The 11,821-nt window shown below is 64.8% G+C and carries 9 protein-coding genes; 5 read left to right on the top strand and 4 right to left on the bottom strand.

The genetic code is table 11. The features are described from left to right. Positions 1 to 161: 161 nt before the first annotated feature. Positions 162 to 779 (top strand): TetR/AcrR family transcriptional regulator, encoded by a 618-nt coding sequence (locus tag NLY33_RS25145; RefSeq protein WP_023709407.1) that lies wholly within the window; start codon positions 162 to 164, stop codon positions 777 to 779. A 9-nt stretch (positions 780 to 788) separates the two neighbouring features. Here NLY33_RS25145 and NLY33_RS25140 read toward each other — a convergent pair whose 3' ends face one another. Continuing rightward, positions 789 to 2,885 carry an alpha/beta fold hydrolase gene (locus NLY33_RS25140; protein ID WP_023705137.1) on the bottom strand — a complete coding sequence of 699 codons (2,097 nt, stop codon included), beginning with the start codon at positions 2,883 to 2,885 and terminating at the stop codon, positions 789 to 791. Positions 2,886 to 3,019: 134 nt separating this feature from the next. Here NLY33_RS25140 and NLY33_RS25135 point away from each other — a divergent pair, with 134 nt between their 5' ends. After that, the gene (locus NLY33_RS25135; protein ID WP_023672522.1) at positions 3,020 to 3,382 is read left to right on the top strand and encodes a hypothetical protein; all 363 of its coding nucleotides are present in this window, start codon (positions 3,020 to 3,022) and stop codon (positions 3,380 to 3,382) included. Between the two features lie 24 nt (positions 3,383 to 3,406). Here NLY33_RS25135 and NLY33_RS25130 read toward each other — a convergent pair whose 3' ends face one another. The 3 genes from NLY33_RS25130 to NLY33_RS25120 form a co-directional block, all read right to left on the bottom strand. Beyond that, complete coding sequence (locus tag NLY33_RS25130; protein WP_023705136.1) at positions 3,407 to 3,712, bottom strand: hypothetical protein; 306 nt, start codon at positions 3,710 to 3,712, stop codon at positions 3,407 to 3,409. A gap of 14 nt (positions 3,713 to 3,726) precedes the next feature. Beyond that, complete coding sequence (locus NLY33_RS25125; protein ID WP_023705135.1) at positions 3,727 to 6,276, bottom strand: caspase family protein; 2,550 nt, start codon at positions 6,274 to 6,276, stop codon at positions 3,727 to 3,729. A gap of 242 nt (positions 6,277 to 6,518) precedes the next feature. Next, positions 6,519 to 7,754 carry an ROK family protein gene (locus tag NLY33_RS25120; protein ID WP_023705134.1) on the bottom strand — a complete coding sequence of 412 codons (1,236 nt, stop codon included), beginning with the start codon at positions 7,752 to 7,754 and terminating at the stop codon, positions 6,519 to 6,521. A gap of 166 nt (positions 7,755 to 7,920) precedes the next feature. Here NLY33_RS25120 and NLY33_RS25115 point away from each other — a divergent pair, with 166 nt between their 5' ends. The 3 genes from NLY33_RS25115 to NLY33_RS25105 all read left to right on the top strand — a co-directional run bounded on the left by NLY33_RS25115 (position 7,921) and on the right by NLY33_RS25105 (position 11,815). Further along, positions 7,921 to 8,577: an SGNH/GDSL hydrolase family protein gene (locus NLY33_RS25115; RefSeq protein WP_023705133.1), complete on the top strand. Its 657-nt coding sequence runs from the start codon at positions 7,921 to 7,923 to the stop codon at positions 8,575 to 8,577. 158 nt (positions 8,578 to 8,735) lie between these two features. Continuing rightward, positions 8,736 to 9,881 (top strand): sugar ABC transporter substrate-binding protein, encoded by a 1,146-nt coding sequence (locus NLY33_RS25110; protein WP_032886623.1) that lies wholly within the window; start codon positions 8,736 to 8,738, stop codon positions 9,879 to 9,881. Between the two features lie 71 nt (positions 9,882 to 9,952). After that, positions 9,953 to 11,815: an ATP-binding cassette domain-containing protein gene (locus tag NLY33_RS25105; RefSeq protein ID WP_081726142.1), complete on the top strand. Its 1,863-nt coding sequence runs from the start codon at positions 9,953 to 9,955 to the stop codon at positions 11,813 to 11,815. Positions 11,816 to 11,821: the final 6 nt, after the last annotated feature.

Genomic DNA, 11,821 nt, shown 5'->3' with positions numbered 1-11,821 from the left:
GGCAGGGGATGCTTCAGTCTTCACAATCTCAACACGTGACATATCGGCTCCCCTGATTATATGATAAGACTGCTCCACTAAAACGGAGGCGCCTCCGTTTATCTAGTTGGGGGCTTACCCCTTTGGGTTCAAGCCCCCATATATCAACAGTGGAGAAAAAATTGACCGAGCAGTCGCAAGCAATTGCCGACGAGAAGCGCGAAGCCGCAGCGCCAAGGCCGCTGCGCGCCGATGCGCAGCGCAACCGCGACCGGCTGGTCGAGGTTGCGGCAGCGGCCTTTGCCGAGCACGGTGTCGATGCCTCGCTGGAGGAGATCGCGCGCCAGGCCGGCGTCGGCATCGGCACGCTCTACCGGCATTTCCCAACCCGCGAGCATCTGGTCGAAGTGGTCTACCGGCGTGAAGTCGAGGCGCTCTGTGCGGCGGCCGATGACCTCGCCAGCCACCATTCGGCCGACATGGCGCTGGAACAGTGGATGCAGCGCTTCGTCGACTACATCGCCACCAAGCGCGGCCTGGCGGCCAGCCTGCGCATCCTGTTCAACACGAATTCCGCCGTGTTCTCCGACATGTCGGGCCGGGTGTCGCTGGCCTTGCGGCAACTGGTCGAGGCGGCGGTGGCCGAAGGCTCGATCCGCAGCGACGTCGATGCCTCCGATGTGCTGCACGCACTCGGCGGCATCTACTCGGCCCCCGACACCAAGGACTGGCGCGACCGCTCGCGCCGGCTGGTCAAGCTGCTGATGGACGGGCTGCGGTTCGGGGCAGGGAAGAGGTGACCTAGCGGCTCAAGCCGAACCATCGACCGCATAGAACGGAAACGCGCCGGGCAGCCCGCTTGCCGCCATTTCGCCACGCTTCTCGAACCGCAGGCCGGAGCCGACCACGAGATCGCGCACCGTCCTTGATGCGATGATTTCGCCCGGCCGCGCATGGTCAAGCAGACGCGATGACAGTTCGATCGCCGCGCCTGAAAATTGATGGCCCCGCTGCTCGCACTCGCCGATATGCACCGCCGAGCGGACCTCGACACCGGATTGCCGCAAGCGATCGCGGATGGCGATCGCGCACTGGATCGACCGCGTTGGCCGCTGGAACACCGCGAGCACCTTGCCGTCCGATCGCCTGATCTCTCTGCCTTCGGCCGCGAGGAGTTCGCCACGGAGCGCTTCGGCGTGCCGCTCGGCCGGGTCGATGCCGAAAGGCGAGCCCGTCATATCGAGGGACAGCACCGACACAAGCAGCCGTTCGCCTGGGGCCGCCGGCAAGGCGCCGGTGACGAAAGCCTGGATCTCGTCGACGATCCGATCGGAATTCTCGCCCCAGATGACGTGGTCGCGGCCGGCGAACTCAATGTATCGGGCGCCCTCGATGTGCGTCGCCAGGTAACGTCCTTCTTCCCGCTTCACCCAGCCGTCGCCAGTCGTCTGCATGATCAGTGTCGGAACATGGACAGCAGGCAGAATGTCGCGAACATCGATTTCGGCTCCCCAGCGCCACAGGGCGATCGCGTCGGCGGGCGAGGCAGAATTCCTGAGATAGGCGGCGAACCATTCTGTCTCGAACGTGTCGCTCATCAGACTGGGCGCCGCGTTGCTCATATCCGCCGCCGCTCCCCATTCTTTCTCGACGATCGCCAGATCCTCTTCCACCTGCTCGCTTGTCTTCGCCCACGGATAGTCTTGTGACCACCTGCCGCGGGCGTAGGCCCCATTGAGCACGAGTGCCGCTGTGCGCTCGGGATAGGTCGCCGCGAACAGCATGCACATCGGGCCGCCCTCGGAGCTGCCGAAAAGCACCGTGCGCTTTGAGCCAACCGCATCCAGCACTGCCCGCACATCTTCCATCCGCTCTTCCAGGGTCGGCAGACCGACATTGCGGTCCGAGAGCCCGGTGCCGCGCTTGTCCATGCGGATTAGGCGCGAGAAAGTGCCGAGCCGCCGGTGCACATGCGAAAGCCGCGGCGAGCCCCAGGCGTGGTCGAGGTTGGAGACCCATCCCGGCACATGGATCAGGTCGACCGGACCGTCGCCGGTCACCTGATACGCGATGTTGATCCCGGCCGATTTGACATAGTGGGTCGGGGGGGCTGCGAGTTCGTGGCTGAAGCCGGTAGCGTCATCCGCATCAGTCGTGGGTGGCCGTGCCGGCGCCATTGTGCGGCGTGTGCGCAGCGTCTCGAACAATTGCCGCGTCTCCGGCTCCGGCTGCAGCTTGAGATCGCGTAGAAGCGCGGTGCGGCAGTGCTCATATTGCTTCAGCGCGAGATTGGTCCTGCCTTGCGCCGCATAGGCGCGCATCAGGGCACGGTGGACATCCTCCCTCAACGGGTCCATGGCCAGCAGGCGCGCCGCCGCGCGCACGCATGCGGCAGGATCGTTCGTCGCTGCATAATGCGCGACGAGCCTGTCGAGCGCCGCGACGGCCAGTGCCCGCAGCCGCTCGCGTTCGATCCTCAGCCAGTCCTCGAATGGCTCCTCCTTCAGGCCGAAGCCGTCGAGCAGGTCGCCGCGGTAGACATTGAGCGCCAGTTCGAGGTCTTCGGGTGCCGGGCTGGCGACCAGCGCCTCGAACCGCGCGACGTCGAAATCAAGGCCGTCGAGATGCAGAGCGACGCTGTTGCCATCGGTGAGGAAGCGGCCGCCGCCGCACGTCTGCATGGCCTTCCTGACAGACGATACCGCTTGCCGCAGGCTCATTCGCGCCTGCGCCTCGCTGTTGATGCCCCAGAGCAGGGTCGCCAGCTTCTCGCGCGACTGCGAATGCCCCGACTGCAGCGCGAGATAGGCGACCATCGCACGCGCCTTGCGGCTGATGGCTGGAACCGTGGCCCCGACGCCGGCAAAGTCGAAACCACCCAGCAGGTGAAGATAAGGTCCGGTCATCGGATCCGCCACGGTCACAGCGCGACGACGATCCGCTCAAGCTCACTCCATTTCAACACTTATTCCGCCGCCGAGGCGCTTTTCACGATTCCATCACGCAGGTTCCCACGCGTTGCTCACGGCGCTTGAGGAGATTGTTCGCACTGGATCTCTTTTCGCAGGAGGATACCGTGCATCACCCTGGCCCGACCGAGTGGCCCATCTGGCATGACGACCCCGGGCGCGACCGGCAGGAGCTTGGCGCACCATCGCGTCACGATATTGCGCTGGCCCGCTATCTCGAAACACAACAGGCCCATCGGGCATTGGCGGCTCGCAGACTCGATCCGGCGGCGGTCGTGGCCTCTGCACTGGCAGCGTTCGTCCGCTGCCTTTTCCGTGCAGCGCTGCGCCGAATTGTCCGCTGGCCAACCGATGCCGCGACAGGGATGGACGATTTCGGCTTGACGTTGTCCAAGGCTCATGCGGAATTTAGCAAGACCCTTTGGGGCCGCTGAGTGCAGCGCCCTTGGTCGACGATCTCATCCCCAACCGCCGCCGCCGCCGCCAGCCCCACCGCCGCCTCCGCTGCCGCCGAGAGAAGGAATCACGGGCGGCTTTTGCGGGATCTCCTCGGCCGGCTTGACCACTTTGCCGGTGGCCGCCTTCTTGTATCTGACCACCTTTGGCTGAGGTGCTACGCGAACCACCTTGCGATGGTTCACCGGCGGCGCCGGCTCAAACATCGGCGACACCGAGGTGCAGCCCATGAGCCCGGCCAGAACGCCGGATAGAATTATCCCGATGAATGCCTGCCCGAATGTCTGCTTGAATGCCTTGCCCACCATGGCCTCCTTATTGTTCAGAACAAATCCCGACGCGGATTGGCTTCTTCCCAGACCCCCCGGGCCGCATTGACCAGTTGCGTGTCCAGCGAACCGGACGCGGGAATCTTCGACTTGAGCTCTCGACGCAGGGCGTCCAAAGCTGCCGTTTTCGGCTTGGTGCCGAACTGCGCCAGGCCCTTTTTGGCGTCCGGCAGCTCCTTGCGCAGATCGAGCGCGACGGCGAATGCCAGGAAGCGCACCGCGACAGCCTGATCGGCCTTGTCGCCTTTCGCCATTTCAAGCGCCGCGCGATCATAGGCGCTCGACGGATCGCCGCGCGTGGTCGCCAGTTCGAACAGCCTTTGCGCTTCCGCCGGGTCCTGGCGCACACCGGCGCCATCCCTGTACATGCGGGCGAGGCTGCCGGGCGCGTAGGGCTGGCCAAGATCGGTGGCCTGCTGGAACAGGGCCTGCGCCGTCTTCGGATCCTTGTCGATGCCCTGGCCGGCGAGGTAATTGCGGCCGAGCAGGTTCATCGAATACATGTCCTGGCGCTGCACCCCCGCTTGCAGGAAGGCGACGGCGCGGGCCGGATCGGCAGGCACGCCATTGCGGCCCTCGGTGAAGATGGCGGCAAGATCGTTCATGGCATAGGTGTGCCCCATGGCCGCCGCCTTGAGCAGCAGGTCGAGGCCCTTGGCCGTATCGCGGTTGACGCCATAGCCATTGAACAGCGCGCGTCCCCACGAGGTCATACCGTAAGGATCACCCTTGTCGGCGGCAGCCTTGTAGAGAGCGTTGGCCTGGGTGCGGTCTATGGTCGTTCCGGTTCCGGTTGCGTTGAGATAGCCGAGTTCGAAGACGGCGCGCACATGGCCTTTCTTGGCGGCGTCCTCGATGGCTGACCTGGCCTCGCCGACCCTGCCTGCCGCAAGCAGGGCGCGGCCGAGCTCGTAGTGGAAGCGGGCGACGTCTGGATAGGTTTTCACGGCCGCCTCGCAGGCTGCCACCGCACCGGCGCCGATCTCGTTCGGCAGCAGGCCGGGCACCACCCCTTGCAGGTCGAGAGGCTCGCCGGCGGCGGTATCGCAGGCATCGACCGTCGGCGACAGCTTCATTGTCGCGGGCTTAGCCGAGCTGCTGTCGGCCCGGATTTCGAAGCCGACCTCGACCGGCGCGCCGGCGCCGATCTGCGGCTCGTAACGGAGATGGTCGACTTCACCGGCCAGAAGGCTGGATTGCGGCGACAAGGTTCGATCAGGCAATGACAGCGTTCCCGTTGCCGGATACCCCGTGACCTTCAGGCTGACCGCCGGATCGTCGGTGGGGAAATCCAGATTGAGCGCGACCGGGCCGACGCCGACGGGAATATCAAGCTTGCGGTTCTCGATCGCTTCGGCAGCGCCGGTGATGTGGATGCCGCGATCCAGCACCTGCTGCTTCTGCTCGGCCTCGAGCGAAGCCATGATCTGCTGACCCGCCGCACCTTCGCCGCTCTTGACGCGGAACACGAGTATGCCCTGGCTCCCGCCGCCCCAATTGTCATGCGTGGCATAGGCCAGCATATCCACCTCGTCCTGCGTGGCGGCGCCTTTGGGGACATCCATTTGCAGGCGCGGCAGGTCCTTGCCGGCGATCGGTTCGCCCACCGCGACGTCTTTGCCGTCCAGCACCAGACGGCCCATTGCCGGCGGACGTTCGATGCTGACGCTGATAGCGCCGCCATCGACATCGACCGGCTCCGGCAGGCCGAGAGCGACAGGACCGACCCCCGAGAGCACTACCTTCTCCAGCACTGGCGGCAGCGAAGGCCGGTTGTTGCGGCGCACCAGCACCACGTCATCGATCAGCGAGGAATTTTCCCAGGGCACCTGCATGCCGTTGGTGGCCTGCACGACATCGCGGCGCACCGCCGACATGACCGTGCGGATCTCCTGGTTCGGCGCCAGCGCGCGCCGCGAAAAGGCCGATGAAAACGGGCTGAGGTCGCCGCTGCCGTCATAGGCGACCGCGCCTGGTTCGGTGGCGAAGGCAATCAGCGTGTTGAGCGAGCTTCGCACCTGCGCCAGCCCGGTATTGCCGGCGGTGACAAGCTGGTCGCGCAGCCAGTAATTGTTGCGCGGGAAGGGGTTGTTGCGGCAGGCATCGAGGATGATCACCTGGATCTTCGACTTCGAGCGCAGCTGCTCCAGCACGTCGTTGAGCTTGATGGCCTGGACCTCGATGTCGGCCGCCTTCTTCAACGAGGCGTCGACGGGTATCAGGAAATTCTCGCCGCCGATCTGAAAGCCGTGCCCGGAATAGTAGACGACGGCGAGATCGGCGCCGTCGGCGGCGGCCAGATAGTCCCGGAACTGGCCTTCGAACTGCTGCTTGGTGAGGTTCTCGGCGACGAAAACCTCGAAGCCGGCCAGCCGGAACGTGGCCGATACGTCCTGGGCATCCTTGGCCGGGTTCTTCAGCGCCGGGATGTCGCGATAATCGGAATTGCCGATGACGAGCGCGACCCTTCGATCGGCGCAGGCCTCGAAGCTTGTGAAGCCGGCAAGGATGAAGGCCGCGATGAATCCGCAAAGTCGGAGCATGACAAAACTCCTGGTCGCGGCCTGACGCCGACGAGAACACCGCTTGCGGCATCAAGGTCCGTTGAGAGTATGCAACCTGCCACAGCATAAAGTGAAAGGCCCGTCACCGCCAGACCATGGCAGGCGATTTCTTTCGGCGTCGACCGACCGCAGGGTGCAAGTAGCACGCGCTTCACGAGCAGGTATGTGACAAGTCTCACAGTTCGCTGTTTGGGGAATGCCTGGTGCCGGCGGCTGCGCGCCTATTCCTTGAAGAGCAGTTCCTTGTCGTTCGAATATTTCACCAGCAACGGAATGCTGGCGCCGCCGATAACGGGGCCGAGATGGCCAAACGTCCCCTCGATGACGGAGAACGGCTCGGGGCGATCGACAAGGATCCGTGCCAGCTTTCTGCGCATGGCCTTGGCGATCTCCTTGCGCACGCCATTCGGTATGGCGCCGTCGATCACCACATTGTCGATGTCGAGCAAGGCAACGGCACTGCGGGCGGCATAGGCAAGCCCGTCCGAAACCTCATCGATCCACGCGGTGAGCGGCTCTCCAAGGTCGCCCCAGTCGTCGGGCGACGACCAGATGCGGCCGGCGCCCTCGTCCCCATTGTCCTGGTCGTTGAGCTTGCCGGCCAGCGAATGCAGCGAAGCGACGCGCAGCAACGGGGTCATCCGGTCGCCCTTGCGCCCCGGCGCGGGCACCGGCATGTCGCCCAGCGCCCCGGCCAGCTTGTTGCGGCCGGGGAACAAGTGATGATCGAGCACCAGGCCGCCGCCGATGAAGTGCCCGACATAGGCATAGAGAAAGTCGGCGCGCGATCCGCCGGCGCCAAACATCAGTTCGGCCGCGGCCGACACCGTGGCGTCGTTGTAGAGGAACACCGGCCAGTCGAACGCCCGGTCCAGTTCGGCGCGAATGTCGATTTCCCTCCAGGCATCCAGCCTGCTCGCCGGCACCGCGCCCTCTTCGCTCAGGTTCCACTGATGGAATGGCGAGGCGATGCCAAGACCCGCGATGCGGTCTTGCTCTATCGATCTGTGCTTGCGGCACATGCGCGCGATGGCGCCCTTGGCGAATTTCATCACCTCGACGGGCGTCGGATAGTGGAACAGCGTGCGTTCGAACGCCATCACGTCGCCGACGAAATTGACCAGGGCGACATCGGCGCTGCGATGGTCGACCTTGAGGCCGAAGGCGTACGCGGCTTTCGGGTTCAACGCATAGGGAACCGAGGGTTGCCCCAGCCGTCCGCGCAAAGGCTCCAGGCGCAGCAGCAGCTTGTTGTCGGCGGCGCGGTTGACGATGGTGGTGATGGTTTGCGCGGCCAGCCCGGTCAGCCGCGTCAAATCGGTCTTGGCCAGCTGGCCGTGCCGGCGGATCAGCGAGACGATCAGGCGTTCGTTGTAGACGCGGCTCTCGGCCTGCGTGGTTCCGCCGCTGCGGCCCTCGGCGATCTTTTCGAGACTGAAGAAGCTGGTGCCGGTCACGCTTTCCCCTGCGCAAGGAGGTTGGCCGCAAGGCGAGCCGATCAAAGCGCTGACGTAGCAATGCGGGAACGGCAAGGCAACACTTAAATCCACCCGATGGAAAAATGTAGTTGACGCCGGCCGGCCTGCTGTCGTTCAAAGTATGCAAGCCTGGAGGAGCAATGCCGTGACGCAGACCCGGACAATCATGTGCTTTGGCGATTCCAATACCTATGGCGCCATTCCCACCCTGGCCCGCGTCGGACGGCGCCGCTTCACGCCCGACCGGCGCTGGCCGGGCATCATGCGCCGCCAGCTCGGCAGCGGATGGGATGTGATCGAAGAAGGGCAGGGCGGGCGCACCACCGTGCACGACGATCCGATCGAAGGTCTCCACAAGAACGGGCTCAAATCGCTCCCGGTGTGCCTGGAAACGCATATGCCGCTCGACCTCGTCATCCTTATGCTCGGCACCAACGATCTCAAGCATAGGTTCTCGGTAACGCCGAATGATGTCGCTGATTCTATTGAGATCTTGGCCAGAATTGTGCTGCGCAGCGAAGCTGGCCCCGCAGGCGTGGCGCCCGCGGTCCTGATTGTTGCGCCGCCGCCGATGCTGGAGGTCGACTGGTTCGGCCAGATGTTCCTGGGCGGCGCTTCAAAGTCGATGCACTTTGCCGGCTTGTTCCGTGATGCCGCCCGGCGCGCCGGCGCCGCGTTCTTCAACGCCGGCGATGTCGTCGAGTCGAGCGCGGTAGACGGCATTCACCTCGACAGCGACGCGCATCGCGTGCTCGGCACGGAATTGGCCAAAGTCGTCCAGTCGCTGATCGGCAAGGCGTGATCGCGTGGGCGAGTCACCCGACTATCTCTGATTAATTAATTCCACTGGAAAAAGTTTTGACTTGCGAGCGGGAAGGTGGGTATCTGGGGAGACTGGGAAGAGTAGCGACCGCGAGGCTTGCGATGCGCGGCAACAATCAACGACAGGGAGGAAGTGAAATGCGATCTGACAGGAACATGATGCTGGCGACGCTGCTCGGCGTTGCCGGTGTGCTCGCGGGCGGTACCATTCTGGCAGGCGCGCAGGACGGCCCGGCCGGGCTCACCAAGCCGGCGGTATTTGCGCCGTTCGATCCGAAGGCGCCGGCCTGCAGCCCACCGCCCGGCCTGAACAAGGTGCTGGCCTTCGCGCAGGATAACGAGCGTGAATTCATGCAGGGCGTCGACCGCGGCCTGGCCGCCGCCGCCAAGGATCGCGGGCTGGGATATCGCCGCGCGCTTGCCAACAATGACGCCGCCAAGGGGGTCGAGCAGGTGCAATTGTTTCTCGCCTCCAAGATCGGCGGTCTGGTGGCGGCGCCTGTGGACCCGGCCTCCATGAGCCGCAGCCTGCAGGAGCTTATCTGGTCGGGCGCCTATGTCGGCACCATCGTGCCGCCGCCAGCCACGTCGCTGCTCAATGCGCCGCAATACGAGACCGGCAAGGTGCTGGCCGAAGCGGCCGCAGCCTACATAAAGGACAAGCTCGGCGGCAAGGCCAATGTCGTCATCCTGTCCCATGACAGCATGGAATTCCTGGCGCCGCGCTTTGCCGCCATGCGCGACATCTTCAAGGCCATGCCTGATGTCACCATCGTCGCCGACATCTCACCCAATCCCGTCAACAAGGAAGGCGGCTTTGCCACGATGAGCACCATTCTCCAGGCCCATCCCGACGTCGATGTCGTGCTCGGCGCCGACACGGTCGTGCTCGGCGCGCTGGCTGCCCTGGAAGCGGCGGGCAAGGCGCGGCCGGACCAGTTCCTTGGCGGCATCGACGGCGAACCGGAGGCAGTCGCCGCGATCAAGAAAGGCGGCGGTCCCTACAAGGCAAGCATCAGCCTGGCGTCGCCGGTCTTCGCTTATGCCATGGGCCAGCACGCGGCCGACTGGCTGGAGGGCAAGAGCATCCCGCAGGCGATGGATATCCTGCCCGTGGCGCTGACCAGCGACTACATGGCCCAGTACGAGGCCGATGTCGCCGACCCGGCCGCGGTCTACAAGGACCCGAAGCGCCGCGATATCTATCTCAGGATGTACGGCAACATCTGCTACGATACGCGCGACCAGTATGTGAATTTCCCCTGGTCATCCGAGGCAAAGTAGCGCCTGTTTTTCCCGCGCGATACGGGCGGTTCAGCCTGACCTGAAACCGCCCGCTTCAGTGAGAGGCAAGCATGAGCACAGACAGCCTTCGAACGGGGACGACACCGCTGCAAACGGGCCGGTTTTCATCCTTGCTGCCGGGCGTCAAGGCGCCGGGCGAAGCGTCTGGCCGCATCGGGCTGGCGCTGGTCGCGCTGGGCTTGATCATCGCCTTCTCGCTGTTGAACAAATCGTTCTTCAGCCTCGACAATTTCGTCGTCATCGGCGTCAACTCGACCTCGATCCTGATCGCCGTGCTCGGCACCTCCGCGCTGCTGATCGCCGGCTATGTCGACCTCTCCATCGGCAGCATGGTCGCCTTGATCGGCATCATCACTGCCAAGGTTGCGGTGGCGACGCAGAGCGCGCCGCTGGCAATCTGCGTCGGCCTGGGTCTCGGCCTTTTGCTCGGTCTGCTCAACGGTCTGCTGGTGCGCAGGCTGAGCATCTCGCCGTTGATCGTCACGCTGGCGATGCTGGCGCTCTATGGCGGCCTTGCCTTCGTCGTCTCCAGCACCGCGGTCTATGGTTTTCCCGAGGCTCTGCTCGAATTGGGGCGGGGCAAGATCTTCGGCATCCAGTACACCGTGATCATCGCCGCATCTGTCTTTGTCATCGGAGCCTTTATCTTGACCAGCACGGTCACCGGCTTGAGGCTCTACGCCATAGGCGGCGACCCGCGCGCAGCCGAACTCTGCGGCATTCCGGTGGGGCGCACGGTGGTTGGCCTCTACGCCGCCAATGGCTTGCTGATCGGCCTGGTCTCGGTTCTGATCGCCGGTCGTCTCGGCAGCATCACGCCGACCATCGGCGTTCGCTTCGAGCTCGACGTGCTCACCGCCGCGATCCTTGGCGGCGTCGCTTTTTCCGGCGGCTCCGGCCGGCCGCTCGGCATCGCCATCGGCGTTGCCACCATCGGCATCCTCAATGCAGGACTGATCTTCGTCGGCCTGCAATCATGGTGGCAATCCATTTCGGTGGGAAGCATGCTGTTGCTGGCGTTGGTGGCCGACCAGGCTGCGATCGGTTTTCGCGGCCGGCGCGCTCGGGCCGCCGCGACCAACTTCACGGTGGCGGACAATGGTGCCGTCGCCTCGGCCGGCCCTGCCGTGACGGAGGGCAATGGAGAGGCCCCGCAAGGTCCGGCATTCTCGATTGCCGGCGCCCGCAAATCCTACGGCGCGCTGACGGCATTGGAAGAGGCGAGTTTCACGGTCGGCAAAGGCGAGATCGTCTGTCTGCTCGGCGACAATGGCGCCGGCAAGTCGACGCTGGTGAAGATTATTTCGGGCGCCATCCAGCCCGATGCCGGCGCGATGACCCTCGAGGGCCAGCCGATTTCCTTCAGGAGCCCGCAGGATGCACGCGGCGCCGGCCTGGAGACCGTCTATCAGGATTTGGCGCTCTGCCCGAACCTCAGCGTCGCCCACAATATGATCCTCGGGCGTGAGGAAACGCGGCGTTGGCTCGGTGTCTTCCCGGTTCGCGACGACCGAAAGGCCGCCGAGCAGTGTCGTGCCCGGCTTGCCGCGCTGGGCGTCACGCTTCGCGACGAAAACGTTCTGGTGCGCTCGCTGTCGGGCGGCCAGCGGCAGTCCATCGCCATTGCCCGCGCGCTTGCCGATCACGTCAAGCTGATCTGCCTCGACGAGCCTACCGCCGCGCTCGGCGTCAAGCAGACCGCGCAGGTCGTCAAGCTGATCCGTTCGATCGCCGCCAGCGGCACCGGCGTCATCCTGGTCACGCACGACCTGTCGACGGTCAGGGCGCTGGCCGACAGGATCGTCGTGCTCAGCCTCGGCAGGGTGGCTTACGACGGCTCGGCCAAACAGCTGACCGCCGATCAGCTCTGGGGCCTGATGGCAAGCGGGACGCTGGCGCCGGCCGCTGGGTAGGAATGC

The sequence above is a fragment of the Mesorhizobium sp. C432A genome (assembly GCF_030323145.1).
Classification (GTDB): domain Bacteria; phylum Pseudomonadota; class Alphaproteobacteria; order Rhizobiales; family Rhizobiaceae; genus Mesorhizobium.
The sequence above is the reverse complement of the archived record's forward strand: the minus strand, read 5'-3'. Positions and strand labels throughout refer to the sequence as shown.

What these genes read in the sequence shown, in the direction of transcription:
- NLY33_RS25105 (WP_081726142.1), top strand. Translation starts at nt 9,953, where the DNA reads ATGAGCACAGACAGCCTTCGAACGGGGACGACACCGCTGCAAACGGGC.
- NLY33_RS25140 (WP_023705137.1), bottom strand. Translation starts at nt 2,885, where the DNA reads ATGACCGGACCTTATCTTCACCTGCTGGGTGGTTTCGACTTTGCCGGC.
- NLY33_RS25125 (WP_023705135.1), bottom strand. Translation starts at nt 6,276, where the DNA reads ATGCTCCGACTTTGCGGATTCATCGCGGCCTTCATCCTTGCCGGCTTC.
- NLY33_RS25130 (WP_023705136.1), bottom strand. Translation starts at nt 3,712, where the DNA reads ATGGTGGGCAAGGCATTCAAGCAGACATTCGGGCAGGCATTCATCGGG.
- NLY33_RS25110 (WP_032886623.1), top strand. Translation starts at nt 8,736, where the DNA reads ATGCGATCTGACAGGAACATGATGCTGGCGACGCTGCTCGGCGTTGCC.